The sequence below is a fragment of the Streptomyces sp. NPDC017943 genome (assembly GCF_044328425.1).
Lineage (GTDB): Bacteria > Actinomycetota > Actinomycetes > Streptomycetales > Streptomycetaceae > Streptomyces > Streptomyces djakartensis_A.
In genome coordinates this window covers 1-20263 of sequence record NZ_JBIRHH010000007.1, presented here as the reverse complement: position 1 = coordinate 20263, position 20263 = coordinate 1, and the positions used below count along the sequence as shown (strand labels likewise).

General features: G+C 74.0%; 16 protein-coding genes and 1 rRNA gene. 4 read left to right on the top strand and 13 right to left on the bottom strand.

The genetic code is table 11. The features are described from left to right. Positions 1 to 98: 98 nt before the first annotated feature. The gene (locus ACH4C6_RS22925) at positions 99 to 1745 is read right to left on the bottom strand and encodes a CTP synthase (RefSeq protein WP_398110455.1); all 1647 of its coding nucleotides are present in this window, start codon (positions 1743 to 1745) and stop codon (positions 99 to 101) included. A 472-nt stretch (positions 1746 to 2217) separates the two neighbouring features. Here ACH4C6_RS22925 and ACH4C6_RS22920 point away from each other — a divergent pair, with 472 nt between their 5' ends. Then, a complete protein-coding gene (locus ACH4C6_RS22920; RefSeq protein WP_398110787.1) occupies positions 2218 to 4020 on the top strand; it encodes a glycoside hydrolase family 15 protein in 1803 nt (600 codons plus the stop codon). Positions 4021 to 4089: 69 nt separating this feature from the next. On the opposite strand, the gene ACH4C6_RS22915 is transcribed toward ACH4C6_RS22920, so the two are convergent. Further along, positions 4090 to 5046 (bottom strand): LLM class F420-dependent oxidoreductase, encoded by a 957-nt coding sequence (locus ACH4C6_RS22915; RefSeq protein WP_398110454.1) that lies wholly within the window; start codon positions 5044 to 5046, stop codon positions 4090 to 4092. A 127-nt stretch (positions 5047 to 5173) separates the two neighbouring features. Here ACH4C6_RS22915 and ACH4C6_RS22910 point away from each other — a divergent pair, with 127 nt between their 5' ends. Continuing rightward, entirely contained in the window at positions 5174 to 6817 is a 1644-nt protein-coding gene (locus ACH4C6_RS22910) for a PucR family transcriptional regulator (RefSeq protein ID WP_398110453.1), read from the top strand. A gap of 6 nt (positions 6818 to 6823) precedes the next feature. Here the strand turns inward: ACH4C6_RS22910 and ACH4C6_RS22905 are convergent, their stop codons facing one another. From ACH4C6_RS22905 to ACH4C6_RS22885, 5 genes are all read right to left on the bottom strand, one after another. Then, entirely contained in the window at positions 6824 to 7966 is a 1143-nt protein-coding gene (locus ACH4C6_RS22905; RefSeq protein WP_398110452.1) for a glycosyltransferase family 4 protein, read from the bottom strand. A gap of 224 nt (positions 7967 to 8190) precedes the next feature. After that, a complete protein-coding gene (recN, locus tag ACH4C6_RS22900; RefSeq protein WP_398110786.1) occupies positions 8191 to 9909 on the bottom strand; it encodes a DNA repair protein RecN in 1719 nt (572 codons plus the stop codon). Positions 9910 to 10020: 111 nt separating this feature from the next. After that, the gene (locus ACH4C6_RS22895; protein WP_398110451.1) at positions 10021 to 10926 is read right to left on the bottom strand and encodes an NAD kinase; all 906 of its coding nucleotides are present in this window, start codon (positions 10924 to 10926) and stop codon (positions 10021 to 10023) included. Further along, positions 10923 to 11738, bottom strand: coding sequence for a TlyA family RNA methyltransferase (locus ACH4C6_RS22890; RefSeq protein WP_398110450.1), 816 nt, complete (start codon positions 11736 to 11738; stop codon positions 10923 to 10925). Before ACH4C6_RS22890 ends, ACH4C6_RS22895 begins: the two co-directional genes overlap by 4 nt. Positions 11739 to 11745: 7 nt before the next feature. Continuing rightward, complete coding sequence (locus ACH4C6_RS22885) at positions 11746 to 12030, bottom strand: hypothetical protein (protein WP_398110449.1); 285 nt, start codon at positions 12028 to 12030, stop codon at positions 11746 to 11748. Between the two features lie 42 nt (positions 12031 to 12072). Here ACH4C6_RS22885 and ACH4C6_RS22880 point away from each other — a divergent pair, with 42 nt between their 5' ends. Then, positions 12073 to 12420, top strand: coding sequence for an SCP2 sterol-binding domain-containing protein (locus ACH4C6_RS22880; protein WP_398110448.1), 348 nt, complete (start codon positions 12073 to 12075; stop codon positions 12418 to 12420). Here the strand turns inward: ACH4C6_RS22880 and ACH4C6_RS22875 are convergent. From ACH4C6_RS22875 to ACH4C6_RS22860, 4 genes are all read right to left on the bottom strand, one after another. Continuing rightward, on the bottom strand, positions 12404 to 13321 hold the full coding sequence (locus tag ACH4C6_RS22875; RefSeq protein ID WP_398110447.1) for an ABC transporter ATP-binding protein: 918 nt from the start codon (positions 13319 to 13321) through the stop codon (positions 12404 to 12406). The genes ACH4C6_RS22880 and ACH4C6_RS22875 overlap by 17 nt on opposite strands. Continuing rightward, complete coding sequence (locus tag ACH4C6_RS22870; protein ID WP_398110446.1) at positions 13318 to 14358, bottom strand: FecCD family ABC transporter permease; 1041 nt, start codon at positions 14356 to 14358, stop codon at positions 13318 to 13320. Before ACH4C6_RS22870 ends, ACH4C6_RS22875 begins: the two co-directional genes overlap by 4 nt. Continuing rightward, the gene (locus ACH4C6_RS22865; RefSeq protein WP_398110445.1) at positions 14355 to 15398 is read right to left on the bottom strand and encodes a FecCD family ABC transporter permease; all 1044 of its coding nucleotides are present in this window, start codon (positions 15396 to 15398) and stop codon (positions 14355 to 14357) included. Before ACH4C6_RS22865 ends, ACH4C6_RS22870 begins: the two co-directional genes overlap by 4 nt. Positions 15399 to 15523: 125 nt before the next feature. Then, complete coding sequence (locus ACH4C6_RS22860; RefSeq protein WP_398110444.1) at positions 15524 to 16555, bottom strand: HAD hydrolase-like protein; 1032 nt, start codon at positions 16553 to 16555, stop codon at positions 15524 to 15526. Between the two features lie 73 nt (positions 16556 to 16628). On the opposite strand from ACH4C6_RS22860, the gene ACH4C6_RS22855 reads away from it, so the two are divergent. Beyond that, the gene (locus ACH4C6_RS22855) at positions 16629 to 17921 is read left to right on the top strand and encodes a DUF1015 domain-containing protein (RefSeq protein WP_398110443.1); all 1293 of its coding nucleotides are present in this window, start codon (positions 16629 to 16631) and stop codon (positions 17919 to 17921) included. Between the two features lie 67 nt (positions 17922 to 17988). Here the strand turns inward: ACH4C6_RS22855 and ACH4C6_RS22850 are convergent, their stop codons facing one another. Further along, positions 17989 to 18813, bottom strand: a complete 825-nt coding sequence (locus ACH4C6_RS22850; RefSeq protein WP_398110785.1) for a hypothetical protein — start codon at positions 18811 to 18813, stop codon at positions 17989 to 17991. Between the two features lie 1358 nt (positions 18814 to 20171). After that, positions 20172 to 20263: ribosomal RNA gene (gene rrf, locus ACH4C6_RS22845) — 5S ribosomal RNA — on the bottom strand; the annotation flags it as partial.

The window sequence follows — 20263 nt, the reverse complement described above, 5'->3', positions numbered from 1 at the left end:
CCTTCCACGTGCCACGTGCCCTGCACGGCCTGCCGAAAACGAAACCGGGGTGCACACCCGTTGAAGGAATGCACCCCGGCCACCGTACAACCGGTGTGTTACTTCGAGATCTTCCGCTCGACCGCCGCCTTGACGAGCCCGGCGAACAGCGGGTGCGGACGCGTCGGGCGCGAGCGCAGCTCCGGGTGCGCCTGCGTGGCGACCAGGTAGGGGTGGACGTCACGCGGGTACTCGACGTACTCGACGAGCTTGCCGTCCGGCGAGGTGCCGGAGAACAGGATGCCCGCCTGCTTCTCCAGCTCGGCCCGGTAGGCGTTGTTCACCTCGTAGCGGTGCCGGTGGCGCTCCTCGACGTACTCCTTGCCGTCGTACACCTCGCGCACGATCGAGCCCTCGGCCAGCTTCGCCGGGTACATGCCGAGCCGCATCGTGCCGCCCATGTCGCCCTCACCGGCGACGATGTCCATCTGCTCCGCCATGGTGGAGATGACCGGGTGCCCCGTGGCGGGGTCGAACTCGGTGGAGTTGGCGTCGGCGATGTCGGCCAGGTTGCGCGCGGCCTCGATCACGATGCACTGCAGGCCGAGGCAGAGTCCGAGCAGCGGCACCTTGTTCTCGCGGGCGTAGCGGATGGCGCCGACCTTGCCGTTGACGCCGCGCTCGCCGAAGCCGCCGGGGATGCAGATGCCGTCGACGTCGCCGAGCTGGGCCGCGGCGCCGGCGGGGGTCTTGCAGTCGTCGGAGGTGACCCACTTGATCTTCACGCGGGCCCGGTTGGCGAAGCCGCCGGCCCGCAGCGCCTCGGTGACCGACAGGTACGCGTCGGGCAGGTCGATGTACTTGCCGACCAGCGCGAGGGTGATCTCGTGGTCGGGGTTGTGGACGCGGTCGAGCAGGTCGTCCCAGGTCGTCCAGTCGACGTCGCGGAACGGCAGGTCCAGCTTGCGCACCACGTACGCGTCCAGTCCCTCGCCGTGCACGGTCTTGGGGATGTCGTAGATCGAGCGGGCGTCGGGGCAGGCGACCACGGCGGCCTCGTCGACGTCGCACATCAGCGAGATCTTCCGCTTGATCGCGGTGGGCACCTCGCGGTCGCAGCGCAGCACGATGGCGTCCGGCTGGATACCGATGTTGCGCAGGGCCGCAACCGAGTGCTGGGTCGGCTTCGTCTTCAGCTCACCCGAGGGGCCGATGTACGGCAGGAGCGAGATGTGGACGACGAAGACGTTGTCACGGCCGACCTCGTGACGGACCTGGCGGACGGTCTCCAGGAACGGCAGCGACTCGATGTCGCCGACCGTGCCGCCGACCTCCGTGATCACGACGTCGACCTCGTCCGTCGCCATGCGGCGGATGCGGTGCTTGATCTCGTTGGTGATGTGCGGGATGACCTGCACGGTGTCGCCCAGGTACTCGCCGCGCCGCTCCTTGGCGATCACGGTGTTGTACACCTGGCCGGTGGTGACGTTCGCCGAGCCGTCGAGGTCGCGGTCGAGGAAGCGCTCGTAGTGCCCGATGTCCAGGTCGGTCTCGGCGCCGTCGTTGGTGACGAACACCTCACCGTGCTGGAAGGGGTTCATCGTGCCGGGGTCGACGTTCAGGTACGGGTCGAGCTTCTGCATCACCACGCGCAGGCCGCGGGCCTTGAGCAGCATGCCGAGGCTGGAGGCCGTCAGGCCCTTGCCGAGCGAGGAGGCGACACCCCCGGTGACGAAGATGTGCTTGGTCGTCGTGGAATTGGGCATGGCCAAGAGGGGGCTCCCGTGGTCGCGATCTGGAGGTGCGGTTCGGGGGTCAGACGCCCACCGGTCCACGGGCTACCAGCGTATCAGCGCCGCGAGGTGATGGCTTCCGGCCACGCTCCGCGCACATCCCGACACGGCGCGGTCACCGTCACCGGTTCCTCACCCCTTGCTCACTCGTTCGGCGTACCCGCCTTGCCGCGACGGGCACCCGGAACATCCGTGTGCGTCGTATCCTGCTCGGACACTCGCTGCCGAGCCCGCCCGGCCCCACGGCACCACCCCCCGCCCGTACGAACCGGAACCACGCGAGCTCGTCAGTTCGTTGAGCAACAATCGGCGCTTTGCTTCACGGCCGAGTGACCTGTTTTGCTTCATCGCTCAACGACGGATTGCAAGATCTGCTGAACCCCCTTGACCGCACCAAGCGACAGCCCCCTTGCGGGGTGACGTGGCCGTTCGACTGGAGTTGCACGTGGCCGGGCGCATCGAAGACTACGCACTCATCGGAGACATGCAGACCGCTGCCCTGGTCTGCCGGGACGGAACGGTCGACTGGCTGTGCCTGCCCCGCTTCGACTCGCACGCCATCTTCGCCGGCCTGCTGGGCACCGAGGAGCACGGCTTCTGGCGGCTCGGCCCCGCGTACGCCCCCGACCAGGAACCGCCCACCGCGGCCCGGCGCCACTACCGCGGTGACTCGCTGATCCTGGAGTCCGAGTGGGACACCCAGCGCGGTACGGTCCGGGTGACGGACTTCATGCCGCCGCGTGACGGCGCCCCCCAGCTGATCCGCATCGTGGAGGGCGTCTCGGGCCGCGTGCCGATGCGGTCCGAGCTCAGGATGCGCTTCTCCTACGGCCGGGTGGTGCCCTGGGTACACAAGCACGAGGGGCGCACGGTCGCCGTCGCGGGCCCCGACTCCGTGTGGTTCGACACCTCCGCCGAGACCTACGGCAAGTCGCTGACGACCTACGCGGACTTCACCGTCTCGCCGGGCGAGCGGATCGCGTTCACGATCTCCTGGGAGCCCTCGCACAAGCAGCCGCCGCCGCTGCCCGAGCCGGAGCAGTCGCTGGAGGCGACGGAGAACTTCTGGCGCGAGTGGGTGGACCACTGCACGTACCACGGCCCGTACCGCGAGGCCGTGGTCCGCTCGCTGATCACGCTGAAGGCGCTGACGTACGCCCCCACCGGCGGCATCGTGGCCGCGCCGACCACCTCCCTGCCGGAGGACATCGGCGGCGTCCGCAACTGGGACTACCGCTACACCTGGCTGCGCGACGCGGCCATCACCCTGTCCTCGCTGCTGCGCACCGGCTACCGCGAGGAGGCCCGCGCCTGGCGCGAGTGGCTGCTGCGCGCGGTCGCCGGCGACCCGGAGAACCTGCAGATCATGTACGGCATCGCCGGCGAGCGCGAGCTGGGCGAGGCGGAGCTGGACTGGCTGCCGGGCTACGAGAACTCCGCCCCGGTCCGGGTCGGCAACGGCGCGGCCCACCAGCTCCAGCTGGACGTGTACGGCGAGGTCACCGAGGCCCTGCACCTGGCCCACATGACGGGCCTCGCCCGCAACGACTACGCCTCGCTGCTCCAGCTCAAGCTCATCCGCTACCTGGAGGGGCACTGGCAGGAGCCGGACGAGGGCATCTGGGAGGTGCGCGGCCCGCGCCGCCACTTCGTGCACTCCAAGGTGATGGCCTGGGTCGCCGTCGACCGCACGATCAAGCTGATCGAGTCCGGCGACGCCGACGGCCCGCTGGAGCGCTGGAAGGAACTGCGCGAGGAGATCCACCGGGACGTCTGCGAGAAGGGCTACGACAAGGAGCGCAACACCTTCACGCAGTCCTACGGCTCCAAGGAGCTGGACGCCTCCCTGCTGCTGATCCCGCAGGTGGGCTTCCTGCCGCCGGACGACAAGCGCGTCATCGGCACGATCGAGGCGATCCAGCGGGAGCTGTCCACGCCGGACGGCTTCATCCTGCGCTACCCGACCGAGGGCGACGACGAGGGCGTCGACGGCCTGCCCGGCGACGAGGGCGCGTTCCTCGCCTGCTCGTTCTGGATGGCCGACGACCTGGCGATGATCGGCCGGGTGGACGAGGCCCGCCGGCTGTTCGAGAAGCTGCTGTCGCTGCGCAACGACCTCGGGCTGCTCGCGGAGGAGTGGGACCCGCGCCTGCAGCGTCAGGTGGGCAACTTCCCGCAGGCCTTCAGCCACGTGCCGCTCATCGACACGGCGCTGCGGCTGACGGCCTCGGGCGCCTACGGCGGCTGACCGGCACCGCCCGCCCAGGCGCTCACCCGGCCCGCACCACGGCGCTCCCTCCGGCGCTCCCCCTGGCGCTCACCCCGGGGCGAGCGCCGTGAGCGTGCGCTCCCCCGCCGGGTCGCCCGCGGTGGCCGGGACCAGGGCGATCTCGTCCAGCCCGGCCTCGGCGTAGGCGTCGATCCGGGCCCGGACGGCGGCGGCGTCGCCGACGAGGGCGACGGTGGCCGCGGCCTCGGGCGGCAGGGCCTGGACGAGGGTGTCCCGGTCGGCGCCCTTCACGGCCAGTTCCACGACCTCGGCGAAACCGGCGTCTATGAACATGTCGCTGTAGCCCGGCACGGCCAGGTACCCCGCGACGCTCTGCAGGATCTGTGTGACCGCCTCCGGTTCGGGGTCCACGGCGGCGGGCAGCCAGGCGGCCAGCCGCGGCGGGGTGCGTCCGGCCGCCTCGGCCGCCGTGCGCATCCGCTCGCGCAGCATGCGCACCTGCCCGGGCGAGACGATGTCGAGCAGCATCCGGTCGGCGTGCGCCACGGCCGCGGCGACCGCCCGCTCCCCGAACGCGGCGACGGTGAGGAGGCCGCCGGGCGGCGGCAGCCGGCGCGGGAAGCCGCTGCCGGGCACCACCGGCTCGCCGGGCAGGCTGTCCATCAGCGCCCGTACGGCCGCCGCCGACTCCGCGAGGGTGGTGGCGGGGCGGGTGCGCGGCCGGCCGTGCACGCCCTCCACGACCCGCTTGCTGGAGGTTCCGAGGGCGACGCCCACGCTCCGGCCCGTGACGGCTGCGGCGGAGGCCGCGCCGCGGACGACCGTGAGGGGATCGCGTACGTTCACCGGCACGGGCCCGGCGGTCACGGCCACCCGCCCGGTCGCCGCGCCGATCGCCGTCGCCAGCACGAACGCGTCCCAGGTCGGCCCCTCGCCCGCCCACACCTCCCGGTACCCGAGCCGGTCGGCGAGCACCGCGACCCGCAACGGCTCCTCGACCGGACTGTCGTCCTCCCGCCCCGCCGCCACCACGCTCATGTCCATGACCGCGCCGGTACCCGGCCGGCCACGCGGTAATCCGGCGCCGTCCGCGGCGGGTGGGCGCGGCGGTGATCGTTCCGCTGCCGCCCTGAGATGTCCGCGGGGCACCGGCCCGGGTACCGTCCGGCACATGGACAGCGGGACGGACAGCGCGTACGGCACCCAGGGCGCCGGGATCACCGTGCAGCGGGCCCTGGAGCTGCCCGCGTTGCGCAGCGGGCTGCCCGAGGTGCTCGCGGGCGCCGAGCGGCTCGGGCGCACGGTGCGCTGGGTGCACGCCGGCGAGGTGCCGCACATCGCCTCGCTGCTCAAGGGCGGCGAACTCCTGCTGACCACCGGCTACGGCCTCGGCACCCGCCCCGCCGAACAGCGGGCGTTCGTGCGCACCCTGGCCGAGCGCGGCATCGCCGCCCTGGTGGTGGAGCTCGGCCCGCGCTTCACCCGGCTGCCCGCGGCCCTCGTCGACACCGCCCGCAGCGCCGGGCTGCCCCTGGTCCAGCTGCACCGCGAGGTGGCGTTCGTCACGGTCACCGAAGAGGTCCACACCGAGATCGTCAACGGCCACTACGCCCTGCTCCAGCGGGCCGAGGAGGTGCACCGGCGGTGCACGCAGGCCGTGCTGGGCGGCGGCGGGGTGCCCCAGGTGCTCGGCATCCTCGCCGAGTTCGCCCACAACCCGGTGTTTCTGGAGACGGCGGAGGGACAGCTGCTGTACGCCGCCGGACCCGGTCCCGAGGGCGCCGACCCGTTGCAGGTGTGGGAGGGGCTGCGCGGCCAGCACAAGGGCGAGCCCCCGCTGGCCGGTTCGGTCCTGGTCGACGTGCCGGGGGGCGGGCCGGGCAGCGGTGGCGTCCGCGCGCGGCTGGTGCTGCTGCCCGTCCGTGCCGCCCTGGCCCCTGTGCACCGGATGGCCGCCGAGCGCGCCGCCGGGATCCTCGCCGTGGTGCTGATGCAGGCCCGGCAGGAGGAGGAGCTGGCGGCGCGCGGGCGCGGCGACTTCCTCACCGACCTGGCCGAGGGCCGGGTCACCGCGGAGGACGCCCCGGCGCAGGCGCGGGTGCTGGGGTTCCGGCCGGGTGAGGGCCCGCTGCTGCCGGTGGTGATGCGGCTAGGTGACACCCTGCCGTCCGGCGGTGGCTGGGCGGTGCTGGCGAGGGCGGTGTCGGAGGAGCTGGCCGGGGTGGGCGTGCCGGTGCTGCTCGGGGTGCGGCCGGTGGAGGGGCGGCTGCTGGTGCTGCTGGGGCTGCGCGCGGAGTCCGAGCGGGAGACGGTCGCGGACCGGGTCGCGGCGGCCCTGCGGGCGGGGGTGGGCCGGGCCGGGATGCTGCGGCCGGGCGGGCAGCCGCCCGTGGTGGTCGTGGGGCTGGGCGGCGGCTGGGCGGCGGTGGCCTCGGGCCTGCGGCACGCGGCCGAGACGGCGACCGCGGCCCGGGGGCTGCCGGACCGGCCCTGGTACGACGCCCGACGCCTCGACATCGACCTGCTGTTGTGGCGGCTGCGCGACCAGCCGGATCTGGCGGCGTTCGTCGACCGGGCCCTGGGGCCGGTCCTGGAGCACGACAGGCGCTCCAAGCCGCCGCTGCTGCCCACCCTGGCGACCTACCTCGCCCACGCCGGCCGCAAGGCGGAGACCGCCCGGGAGCTGCACCTCAACCGGCAGACCCTCTACAACCGCCTGGCGCGCATCGGGGAGTTGCTGGGCACGGACCTGGACGACCCGCAGACGGTCCTGGCGCTGAGCCTGGCGCTGCGCGCCCGCAGGCACGTGCCGTAGGGCGGCTCAGACGAGGGGCTGGGGCCGGGTCAGTTCGTCGTAGACGCTGAGCACTTGGGCGACCGTCTCGTCCTCGCTCGGCCAGGTCGCCGCCTGCCGGGCCCCCTTGACGCGCAGCAGCTCCCGGCGGGCGGGGTCGCCGAGCAGCCGTACGACGGAGTCGGCGAGGGCTCCGGCGTCGCCGCCGGGGACGAGTTCGGCGGCGTCGCCGACGAGTTCGGGGATGCCGCCCACGGCCGTGGCGACGAGCGGCACGCGCGCGTGCAGCGCCTCCTGGGCGAGGACGGAGCGGGCCTCCCACCGGCTGGGCAGCACCGCGAGGTCGGCCGCGGCGAGCAGGTCGGCGATGTCCTCACGCCGCCCGAGGAGCCGGACCGGCAGGTCCTCCCGCTCGATCCGGGCCTGGAGCTCCGCGCGCAGCGGCCCCTCCCCGGCGACGGCGACCAGGGGCACCGGGTCCAGCCGGCGCCACGCGCGGGCGGCGTCCAGCAGCACGTCGTAGCCGCGGTGGCGTTCCAGGGAGCCGACGGCCATCAGCAACGGCCGCCCGATGGAGCCCAGTTCGGCCCGCACCTTGGGGCGCAACCGGTCGGGGTCGTCGGGGTCGAGGGGCCCGCGGGGGCCGGGCAGCGCGACGGCCGCGAGCCGGGCGTCCCGCGCGCCGGTGCGCCGGGCCCGGTCCACGAGCGCCGACGAGGTGCCCAGCACCACGGTGGCGGCCTTCGAGACGCGCCGCTCCAGCACCCGCAGCAACTGGGCGCGCGCACCCTCGGCGTGCGCCCGGTCGTGCCACGTCACGACCAGCGGTGTCCGCACACGCCGGCCGCTGAGGGCGAGCACGGCGCGGAAGGAGGCGTGCAGGCCGTGCGCGTGCACCAGGTCGGCGTCCGCGCAGGCGGCCCGCAGGGCGGCCACCGCCACCGGGTCGCTGCTGCGCGGCACATGGACGTGGGCCGCCCCGGCGCCGCTGAAGTCGTAGGAGCGGTCGGCCTCGTGCGGGGCGCAGACCGTGACCCGTACTCCCCGGGCGACCAGCCCCGCGGTCAGCGAGCGCACGTGCGCACTGCTCGCGGCGTTGCCCCCGCCGAGCACCTGCACGGTGCGCAGCGGCGACCGGCCGTGCGATGGGTGGCTGCTCGCGGGGGTCACGTGGCCGGGGGCTCCTGGTTCGGGTCGGGCGTCACGACGCGGTCTCGGCGCGTACTCCGCCAAGCATGCCAGGACGCACGGGGGTTCCGGGAACGCCCGGCGCCCCGGCGCCACGGGCCCGGGGCGCCCTTACGGGGGAACCGCCAGGGCCGAGGTCACCCACACGAGTGAACTTGGGTGACCGGCCCGGGAACCGGCCGCGCGACCGCCCGGGGCGCCGGGGACTACCCGTCGGCTCTGGCGGTCGCCAGCAGCTCCTCGGCGTGCGCCCGGGCCGTCTCCGAGTTCTCCTGCCCGGCCAGCATCCGGGACAGCTCCCGGACCCGGTCCTCACCCTCCAGGACCTTCACACCGGAGCGGGTCACGGACCCGTCGTCGGTCTTCTCCACCAGCAACTGGCGGTCGGCGAAGGCCGCCACCTGCGGCAGGTGCGTCACGACGACGACCTGTGCGGTCCTCGCCAGCCGCGCGAGCCGCCGCCCGATCTCGACGGCCGCCTTGCCGCCGACACCCGCGTCGACCTCGTCGAAGAGGTACGTGGGCACCGGATCCGTCCCCGCGAAGACGACCTCCACGGCCAGCATCACGCGGGACAGCTCACCACCGGAGGCGCCCTTGGCGATCGGCCGGGGCGGCGCGCCGGGGTGCGGGGCCAGCAGCAGCTCGACCTCGTCGGCACCGGCCGGGCCGTAGGCCACCGGGCGCCCGCCGACCTCGACGCCCTCGGGGTCCTCGGTCTGCCGGATCTCGAACGACACGCGCGCGTGCGGCATGGCGAGCGAGGCCAGCTCCGCGGTCACGGCGGCGGCGAACCGTTCGGCCGCCTCCGTCCGGGCGTCCGTCAGCGCCTGCGCCAGCCCTCCCAGCTCCGCGCGCAGTGCGTCCCGTTCGGCGGTCAGCTCCCCGATCCGCTCGTCGTCCCCGTCGAGTTCGGTCAGCCGGGTGGCGCTGCTCTCCGCCCAGGCCAGCACGGAGGCGATGTCCTCACCGTACTTGCGCGTCAGCCCGGTCAGCGCGGCCCGCCGCTCCTCGACGGCCGACAGCCGCAGCGGGTCGGCGTCCAGGTCGTCGGCGTACCCCGCGAGATCGCCGGCCGCGTCGCGCAGCAGGATGCCGATCTCCCCGATCCGGTCGGCCAGGGCCGCCAGCGCCGGGTCGTGCGACCGTACGGCGTCCAGGGCCCGCTGGGCGCCCGCGACGAGCGTGCCGGCGTCCACGCCCTCGGGGTCCTCCGGGTTGCCCGCGAGGGCGGCGTGCGCGGCCGCGGCGGCGGAGGCCAGCGCCTCGGCGTGCCCGAGCCGCTCGGCCTCCTCGGCCAGCTCCACGTCCTCCCCGGGCCGGGGCTCGACGGCGGCGATCTCGTCGAGCCCGAAGCGCAGCAGGTCGGCCTCCTGGGCCCGTTCCCGCGCGCGGGTGGTGATCTCCTCGAGTTCGGCGGAGACGGCCCGCAGCCGCTTGTACGCCTCGCCGTACTTGGCCAGCGGGACGGCGACCGCGTCACCCGCGTACCGGTCGAGCGCCTGCCGCTGCCGGGACAGCTTCAGCAACCCCTGCTGGTCGGTCTGCCCGTGCACGGCCACCAGCTCGTCGGCCAGCTCGGCCAGCACGCCCACGGGCACGCTGCGCCCGCCCAGGTGCGCCCGCGAGCGCCCCTCGGCGGAAACGGTCCGGCTGATCAGCAGCGCCCCGTCGTCGAGCTCCGCCCCGGCCTCCTCGGCACGCACGGCGGCCGCGGCGCCCGGGGGAACGGTGATCCGCCCCTCCACGACCGCCTTCCCGGCCCCGATGCGCACGAGCGCCGGGTCGGCCCGCCCGCCCAGGAGCAGCCCCAGGCTGGTGACGACCATGGTCTTGCCCGCGCCCGTCTCACCCGTGACCGCGGTGAACCCCGGCGACAGCTCGACCACGGCGTCGTCGATCACGCCCAGCGACCGTATCCGCATCTCCTCCAACACGGACACGACCTTACGAGGTCCGGGCCGGGGATTGCGACCGGCCCACCCTTGTCACCCACTCGAGTGGACCGGACCCAGGGGCGCGGACACTGCGCGCCGCTAGTGAGGCGCCCCCCGCCACCCGGAGACGGGCAGCGCGAACTTGGCCACCAGCCGGTCCGTGAAGGACGCGTGGTGCAGCCGGGCCAGCCGCACCGGCACGGCGCCCCGCCGCACCTCCACCCGCGCGCCCGCGGGCAGCTCCACGGTCCGCCGCCCGTCGCACCACAGCACACCCGGCGGGATGTGCGGCAGCACCTCCACGGCCAGCACGGAGTCGGGCGAGGTCACCAACGGCTTGGCGAACAGCGCGTGCGCGGAGATCGGCACCATCAGCAGCGCCTCGACCTCCGGCCACACCACCGGCCCGCCCGCCGAGAACGCGTACGCCGTCGACCCGGTGGGCGTGGCGCACACGATGCCGTCGCAGCCGAACCCCGTCACCGGCCGCCCGTCGATCTCCAGGACGACCTCCAGCATCCGCTCGGCGGACACCTTCTGCACGGCCGCCTCGTTCAGCGCCCAGTCCGTGTGCACGATGTCGCCGTTCTGGTGCACGACGACGTCGACGGTCATCCGCTCCTCGACCTCGTACGCCCTGCTCACCACCCGGTCGACGACCTTGTCGAGGTCGTCCCGCTCGGCCTCCGCGAGGAACCCGACCCGGCCGAGGTTGACGCCGAGCATCGGCACCCCGGACGCCCGGGCGAACTCGGCGCCGCGCAGCAGCGTGCCGTCGCCGCCGAGCACGATGAGCAGCTCGCACCCGTCGAGGCACTGCGGCGTCGCCTCCTTGACCAGCACCACCTCGTCCGGCAGCGGCAGGTCCCGCGCCTCGTCCTCCAGGACGCGCACGCCCAGACCGGAGCGGAGCAGCCCCTTCACGACGAGTTCGGCGCTGCGCACGGCCGCGGGCCGGCCCGTGTGGGCGAGCAGGAACACAGTACGAGCTCGGTTCTCGGTCAACGCGGCCCCTCCGCCACTGCTCGGTCGACGTCGGCCGGGTCGAGTTCCGCTGCCCCGGCCCGCAGCCACAAGAAGTATTCGACATTCCCCGACGGCCCGGGCAGCGGACTGGCCGTCACGCCCCGCACCCCGAGGCCCAGCCCCCACGCCTTCTCCGCCACACCGCGGACCGCCTCGGCCCGCAACTGGGGGCTGCGGACGACTCCCCCGCTGCCGAGGCGCTCCTTGCCCACCTCGAACTGCGGCTTGACCATCATCACCAGATCGGCGTCCGGCTTCACGCACCGCACCAGGGCGGGCAGGACCAGCCCGAGCGGGATGAAGGACAGATCCCCCACGACAAGATCCACAGGCTCCCCATCGATCGCCTCAAGCGTCAACTCGCGTACGTTCGTACGGTCCTTGACGGTGACGCGTTCATCGTTGCGCAAGGACCACGCGAGTTGGCCGTATCCGACGTCCACGGCGACGACGTGGGCGGCGCCCGCCCGCAGCAGGACGTCGGTGAAACCGCCGGTGGACGCGCCGGCGTCGAGCGCCCTGCGCCCCTCGACGACGAGACCCTGCGGCACGAACGCCTCGAGCGCGCCGGCGAGCTTGTGGCCGCCGCGGGAGACGTAGTCGGGGTCGCCGTCGTCTTGGGCCACCACGATGGCGGCCGCCGTCTCCACCTGGGTGGCGGGCTTGGTCGCGACGGTCTTGCCGACGGAGACGCGCCCGGCGGCGATCAGCTGGCCGGCGTGCTCGCGCGAGCGGGCGAGCTTCCGGCGGACCAGCTCCGCGTCGAGACGGCGGCGTGCGACTCCTGCCACGTTCGGTTCAGCTCCTAGGTCCAGGCGGCGACGGGGACGAGAGGGGTGCCGGGGGTCCCGGGCGTGCGTCGAGCGCGGTGAGCGCGTCGCGCAGTCCCCGGTGTACATCCTCGTACACCTCGACGTGTCCGTCCGTGGCGAGGTGGTCGGCGTCGCCGAGCCGCTCCAGGGTCGCGTCCACACCGGGGTCGCCGGTGGGGGTGCGGGGCACGTCCAGGGGGGCGGGGGCGGCCGGGTCGGCGGCGGGCTCCTCCGCCGCGGCCGGGGGCGTCCGGGGAACTGCGTCGTCCATGCCCCGACGCTACCGCGAACCGCTGCGGTACCGTCGATCGCGATGGCCACGATCGAGGAGTGCCGCAGCGCACTCGACAAGCTCTCGGACAGCATGCAGCACGCCGAAGGGGACGTCCGCGCGGCCGCGGCCCTGGACCGTTCGGTGAGCTGCCACATCACCGACCTGGACGTCACCTTCACGGGCCGGATGCGGGGCGGGCGGATCGAGGTGCACGACACCGTGACCGGTCCGCCGCCCGGCAAGGCCGAGATCAGACTCGCCATGACCGGCGACGACCTGGTGGCGCTGGTCGGGGGCGAACTGAACTTCGCCAAGGCCTGGGGCTCGGGCCGGGTCAGGCTGCACGCGGGCGTGCGGGACCTGCTCCAGCTCAGGAAGCTTCTCTAGCGGCGGTCCTGTCCGTCGCGGTCCCGGCGCCCTGCCCTGCGCTCGCACCGGCGCGTGCCCGGCGGGCCGCGGGCACCACCAGCGGCGTGCCGGTCTCCGGGTCGTCGATGACCTGGCAGCGCAGCCCGAAGACCTCCTCGACCAGCTCCGCCGTCACGATGTCCCCCGGCGCCCCCTCGGCGACGACCCGGCCCTCGCGCAGGGCGATGAGGTGGGTCGCGTAGCGGGCGGCGTGGTTGAGGTCGTGCAGCACGGCGACGAGCGTGCGGCCCTGCTCCTCGTGCAGCTGCGCGCACAGGTCCAGGACGTCGATCTGGTGCTGGATGTCCAGGAACGTCGTCGGCTCGTCGAGCAGCAGCAGCGGGGTCTGCTGGGCGAGCGCCATGGCGATCCACACGCGCTGGCGCTGGCCGCCCGACAGCTCGTCGACGTAGCGGTCCCCGAGCTCGGCCACGCCCGTCTGCCGCATGGACTCCTGCACGACCCGCTCGTCCTCGGCCGACCACTGGCGCAGGATGCCCTGGTGCGGGTACCGGCCGCGTCCGACGAGGTCCGCGACGGTGATGCCGTCGGGCGCGATCGACGACTGGGGCAGCAGGCCCAGGGTGCGCGCGACCTTCTTCACCGGCATCGACTGGATGACCTGCCCGTCGAGCAGGACCCGGCCCCGGTTCGGCTTGAGCATCCGCGACAGCGCCCGCAGCAGCGTGGACTTGCCGCACGCGTTGGGGCCCACGATCACGGTGAAGGAGTGGTCGGGTATCTCCACCGACAACTGCTCGGCGATCACCCGCTGGTCGTAGGCCAGGGTGACGCTCTCGGCGGACAGGCGGTTCACGGGGCTCCTTCGGTTGTTCGGTCCGCTGCCGGTGCCGCTCCCGGCGTTCCGGCCGGCGCTCATATCCGGCCCGCCTTGCGCTCGGTGACCAGCAGCCACAGCAGGTAGACACCGCCGAGCACACCGGTGACCACGCCGACGGGCAGCTGTTCGGCGCCGAGCGCCCGCTGCGCGACCCAGTCGGCGACGACCAGCAGGGCGGCGCCCATGCACAGGGAGGGCACCAGGTTCGGCCCGGGCGAGCGGGTCAGGCGCCGGGCCAGTTGCGGGGCGGTGAGCGCCACGAAGGCGACCGGTCCCGCCGCGGCCGTCGCGGAGGCCGTCAGCAGCACGGCCGCCACCATCAGCAGCAGCCGCACGCGCTCCACCCGCACCCCGAGGGCACAGGACACGTCGTCGCCCATCTCCATCATGCGCAGCCCGCGGGAGTTGACCAGGACGAGCGGCACCAGCACCGCCGTCAGCGCCAGCAGCGGCCACACCTGGTTCCAGTCGCGGCCGTCGAGGGAGCCGGTCATCCACACCACCGCACGGGCCGCGTCGACGATGTCGGACTTGGTGAGCAGATAGCCGTTGACCGCCGTGGCGATCGCGGAGACGCCGATGCCGACCAGGACCAGCCGGTAGCCGTGCACACCGCGCTTCCAGGCCAGCACGTAGATCGCGGAGCCGGTCACCAGACCGCCCACGAGCGCCCCCAGCGCGACCTGGCCGGCGCTGCCGGAGAACAGCACGATCACCGTGAGCGCCCCGGCGGTCGCCCCCTGGCCGAGGCCGAGCACGTCCGGACTGCCCAGCGGGTTGCGGGAGATGGACTGGAACAACGCGCCGCCCAGTCCCAGCGAGGCGCCGACGAGCAGCCCGACCAGGACGCGTGGCAGCCGCAGTTCGTTGACGATGAACTCCTGGCCCGGGTCGCCCCGGCCGGCCAGGGTGCGCAGCACGTCGGCGGGCGGAATGGGGAAGTCGCCGGTGCCGATGAGCACGACGCCCGCCACGAGCGCCGCCACCGCCAGCGAGAGCACGACGGTCAGGGCCCGCACGTCCAGGCGTATCGACAGCCCGCCCGGCGTCCGCACGGCACGGTTGGTGGTCTTCACAGCTGAGCCGTCCTCCGCCGTCGTACGAGAAAGATGAACACCGGGCCGCCGAGGACGGCGGTGACGATGCCCACCTGGAGCTCCGCGGGCCGGGCCACCATCCGGCCGACGACATCGGCGCCGAGCAGCAGCACGGGCGACAGGACCGCCGCGTAGGGCAGGATCCAGCGCAGGTCCGGCCCGGTGAACGAGCGGACCACGTGCGGCACCATCAGGCCGACGAACACGATCGGCCCGCAGGCGGCGGTCGCGGCCCCGCACAGCACGGTCGCGGCCAGCATGGACAGCGCCCGTGTGCGGTTCAGGTTCGCGCCCAGGGCCCGGGCGGTGTCGTCGCCCATGGACAGGGCGTTGAGCGGCCGGGCCAGGGCGAGCGCCAGGACGAACCCGGCCAGCAGGAACGGCAGGACCTGCTCGATGGTCGCGTCGGTCGCCGACGACAGCGAGCCGACCGTCCAGAACCGCATCTTGCCGAGCGCCGCCTCGTCCATGATCATCACGGCCTGGAGGTAGCCGTACAACGCGGCGCTGATCGCCGTGCCGGCGAGCGCGAGCCGCACCGGTGTCGCGCCCCGGCTGCCCCCGAGGAACCACACCAGCGCCCCGACCGCCGCCGCCCCGAAGAAGGCGAACCACACGTAGCCGGTGAGCGAGGTGACCCCGAGGTACGTGACGGCCGTGACGACCGCCGCGGACGCGCCCGCGTTGATCCCCAGCAGCCCGGGATCCGCCAGCGGATTGCGCGTGAGCGCCTGCAGGACCGCCCCGGCCAGGCCGAGGGCCGCGCCGGCGAGCAGCCCGAGCACGGTCCGCGACAGCCGCTCGGCGACGACGACGTCACCGTAGGACCCCGTGTCGTCGAACAGGCCGTGCCAGACCTGCGCCAGGGAGAGCTCCTTCGCGCCGATCGCGATACTCGCCAGCGCGACGAGCACCAGGATCGCCGCGGACAGCACCAGCCCGACGGCTCGCACCGCCCGTCGCTTCGGGGGCGCGGGGGCGGTCTCCGCGCGCTGTTCGGGGGGACTCTCGACCAACACGCAGTTAGGTTAACCTAACCTCGCTATCGGGCAAGATCCGGTGCCCGCCCCCGCTTCCGCGACCCGGCGGCCGGGACCGTGCACGCCCTCCGGCGCCGCCCGGAGCCCCACCGCGTGCGGCCTCCTCACAATCCCAGCCGCGCCAGCGCCTTCTCCCCGTCCAGCTCGCACCCCTCCTCGCCCGCGGCCGTCCACGCGGCGGCGCACAGAGCGCGCAGCCCGTCCAGCGCCTCGCCGTCCCCCTCCAGCTCCAGCCGGCCCGCCCGGGCGGCCGCCGTCCAGCCGCCGCACCGGAACCCGCCGTCGCCCGCTTCCGCGATCTCCGGCTGACCGCCCAGCATGCCGCGCAGATCGGCGTCCACGTACGTCGGCCGGTGCTGCGGGGGCGCGGCCAGCAACTGCGCCCCGTCCGTGACCCCCGTGAGGACCAGCAGCGAATCGACCTCCCCGTTGAACGCGCCCTCGATGTCCGTGTCCAGCCGGTCGCCCACCACCAGCGGCCGCTTCGCCCCGGTGCGCAGGATCGTCTCCCGGTGCATCGGCGGCAGCGGCTTGCCCGCGACCTGCGGCTCGGCGCCCGTGGCGATCCGCACCACCTCCACCGCCGCGCCGTTGCCCGGCGCGATGCCCCGGCCGCTCGGGATCGTCAGGTCGGTGTTCGACGCGAACCACGGCACGCCCCGGGCCACCGCGTAGGAAGCCTCGGCGAACCGGCCCCACGGCAGATCGGGACCGCCGTACCCCTGCACGACCGCCACCGGGTCGTCGTCCGCGGACTCCACGGGCTCCAGCCCCCGCTCGCGCAGCGCGACCCGCAGTCCCTCACCGCCGATCACCAGCACCCGGGCGCCGCGCGGCACCTGCTCGCTGATCAGCCGCGCGACCGCCTGCGCCGAGGTGATGACGTCCTCCGCGCCCGTCGGTATCCCCAGCTCCGTCAGGTGCCCGGCCACCGCGTCCGGCGTGCGCAGCGCGTTGTTCGTCACGTACGCCAGGCGCATGCCGCCCTCCCGGGCCGTGGCCAGCGACTCGACGGCGTGCGCGATCGCGCTCCCGCCCGCGTACACGACGCCGTCCAGGTCGAGCAACGCCGTGTCGTACGCCTCGCTCAGGGCCTGCCCACTGCCCTCGGGCCTCGTCCTGACGCTCCGGCTCATCCCGTATCGCTCCTCGTTCGGCGGCTTTTCCCCCGATCATCCCCCATGGCACCGACACCCGTACGATGCCGGGATGAACACAGCAGGTCACTCGGAGGCAACGGCGCACCGAGGCCTGGAACTCAACCCGTTCCGAGGCCTTCGCTACGACCCCGACCGGGTCGGCAGCCTTGCCGCCGTCACCTCCCCGCCGTACGACGTCGTGGTGCGCCCCGACGGCCTGCACCACCTCGAGTCCTCCGACCCCTACAACATCGTCCGCCTGATCCTCCCTCAGGCCGCCACCGCCGGTGCCCGCAACGAGCAGGCCGCCGAGACCCTGCGCCGCTGGGTGGCCGAGGGCGTCCTGACCACCGACCCGGATCCGTGCCTGTACGTCTACGAACAGCGCGACGGCGAGGGCATGCTGCAACGCGGGCTCATCGGGGCCCTGCGCGTGTCCGACCCGGACGAGCAGGTCGTGCTGCCGCACGAGGACGTGATGCCGCACGTCGTCGCCGACCGCGCGGACCTGATGCGGGCCACCTCCGCCAACCTCGAACCGCTGCTGCTCACCTACCGCGGCAACGGCGCCACGACCGCCACCGCGGACCTGATCGAGCGCACCGCGGACCGGCCGCCGCTGCTGGAGACCACCACCGAGGACGGCTTCCGCCACCGCCTGTGGTCGCTGACCGACCCCGCCGACCTGGACACGGTCCGCTCGGACCTGGCCCGCCAGCAGGCGCTCATCGCCGACGGCCACCACCGCTGGGCCACCTACCGCCGCCTGCGCGCGGAGCACCCCTCGCCCGGCCCGTGGGACCACGGCCTGGTCCTCCTGGTCGACACCGCCCGCTACCCCCTGCGGGTACGCGCCATCCACCGCCTCCTGCCCGGCCTCCCGGTCAGCACCGCCCTGGCCGCCCTGGGGGACCACTTCCGCGTCCGCCGCCTCGAGGCACCGCTGTCCGAGGCCCTGGAGACCCTGGCCGACGCGGCCTGCGCGGGCAACGCGTTCCTGCTCGCCGGCGACGGCGCCTTCCACCTCGTCGACCGTCCGGAACCGGCGCTCCTGGACCGCACGATCCCGGCCGACCGCCCCGCCGCCTGGCGCACCCTGGACGCGACGGTCCTGCACGCCACGCTCCTCAAGCACGTCTGGCACATCCCGGAGGACTCCCCCGACCGCATCGCCTACATCCACGACACGGCCGCCACGGTGGAGAAGGCGGAACGCGACGGCGGTACGGCGGTGCTGCTGCACCCGGTCCGCGAGGAGGTCGTCCGCGACCTGGCCCGGCAGGGAGTGACGATGCCCCGCAAGTCCACGTCGTTCGGCCCGAAACCGGCCACCGGGCTGGTCCTGCGCGCGCTGGACCTCTGACACCGGACATGCGAAGGGGGCGGGTCCCGGCCGGGACCCGCCCCCTTCGCGTGTGCGCTGCTCTCCGTCAGTCCTTCTTCTCGGACCCGTCGTCCGAGGAGCCGTCCGAGGAGCCGCCCTCTACCCGGGCCTCGTCGACGGCGTCGACGTCGTCCGAGCCCTCGCGCTCGACGTCCTCGTCCGCGTCCGTGTCTGCGTCCGTGTCCTCGTCCTCGGCCATGACGTCGACGAACTCCACGCCGTCCAGCTCGGCGAGCCGGTCGGAGGCGTCCGTGCTGCCGTCCCGGTCGGCCTCGACGGCCTTGGCGAACCAGTCCCGTGCCTCGCCCTCACGGCCGGCGGCGAGCAGCGCGTCGGCGTAGGCGTAGCGCAGACGCGCGGTCCACGGCTGCACCGAGTTGGCGGCCAGCTCGGGGCTCTGCAGCGTCACGATGGCCGCGTCCAGCTGCCCCATGTCCCGCCGGGCCCCGGCCGCGACGAGCCGCATCTCGACCTGCCCGGCCTTGTCGAGCTTGTGCACCTCGGGAGCGCCGGCCATGTCGAGCGCCTTCTCCGGCCGCCCGAGCCCGCGCTCGCAGTCGGCCATGACGGGCCACAGGTCGATGTTCCCGGTCATCCGCTTGGCGGCCCGGAACTCGGCCAGCGCCTCGCCGTACTTCTGACTGGCGTACGCGGCGAACCCGGCGGCCTCCCGCACGGCGGCGACGCGCGACGCCAGCCGCAGCGCGACCCGGGAGTACCCGTAGGCGCCCTCGGGGTCCTCGTCCAGCAGCCGCGCCACCATCACCAGGTTCCGGGCGACATCGTCGGCGAGCGTCTTGGGCAGGCTCTGGAGCTCCTGCCGTACGTCCTTGTCGATCTCCTCACCGGTGACGTCCTCGGGGATCGGCAGCCGCTTGATGGGCTCCCGGTCCCGGTCGCGCTCTTCGCGGAACCGGCCACCACCGCGCCGGTCGTCGCCACGCCGGTCGTCGCGACGGTCGTCACGCCGGTCGTCCCGCCCGCGGAACCCGCCGGGGCGCCCACCGCGGTCGTCGCGACGGGGCCCACGACCGCCACGGTCGTCCCGCCCGCGGAAGCCTCCGCGCTCGCCGCGGTCACCGCGGTTGTCGTCGCGACGGAAGTCACCGCCGCGGTCGGTGCGGGGGCCGTCGTCGCGGCGGAACGCGGGACGCGCGCCCCGGCCGGCGTCATCGCGCCGGAACGCAGGCCGGTCGCCGCCACGGTCGCCACGGTCGTCCCCACGGCGCTCGTCGCGGCCACGGAACCCACCGCGGTCGTCACGCCGGAACCCGCGGTCGCGATCATCACCACGGAAGCCACGGTCCCGGTTGTCACCGCCGCGGAAACCACGGTCGTCACGGCGGTCGTCACGCCGGTCGGCACCCCGGTCGTCGCGGCGGGGGTACCCTCCACGGTCGGCGTCGCGCCGGTCATCGCGCCTGTCGTCGCGGCGGTCGTCACGACGGAACCCGCCGCGAGGTCCGCGATCGTCACCCCGGCGGTCATCACGCCGGCCATACCCACCGCCCCGGTTGTCGTCGCGTCGGCTGTCGTCCCGACGGAACCCGCCGCGCTCCCCACGGTCGTCACGACGGAAGGCGGGGCGGTCGCCGCCGCGGTCGTCACGACGGTCGTCACGACGGAAGGCGGGGCGGTCACCACCGCGGTCGTCACGACGGTCGTCACGACGGAAGGCAGGGCGGTCGCCGCCGCGATCGTCACGACGGTCGTCACGACGGAACGCGGGACGGTCACCACCGCGGTCGTCACGACGGTCGTCACGACGGAACGCGGGACGGTCACCACCGCGATCGTCCCGGCGGGGTCCGCGATCGCGATCGCGGTCGTCGCGTCGGCCGTAACCGCCGCCCCGCTGGTCGCCACCGCGGTTGTCGTCACGCCGGCTGTCGTCCCGGCGGAACCCGCCGCGGTCGCCCCGGTCGTCGCGACGCCCGTACCCACCACGGTCGTTGTCCCGACGGAAGCCTCCGCGGTCTCCGCGGTCTCCGCGGTCGTTGCGGTCACCCCGGGGGGCACCGCGGTAGCCGCCGCGGTCGCCCCGGTCGCCCTCCCGTCGCCGCTGGTCGCGCTCCGGTCGGTCGTCGGGAGAGTTGGTGGACATGGTGACTCCTGTCTTCGTACCGCAAAGTCATTCTCGCGCAGCCGGGTGCCCAGCGCGCACTGCAAAAACCAAAAAGGACCCTCGGCCCCAGCTGAACGCTGGGACCAAGGGTCCTTCCAAAGATTGTTCGGCGGCGTCCTACTCTCCCACAGGGTCCCCCCTGCAGTACCATCGGCGCTGTAAGGCTTAGCTTCCGGGTTCGGAATGTAACCGGGCG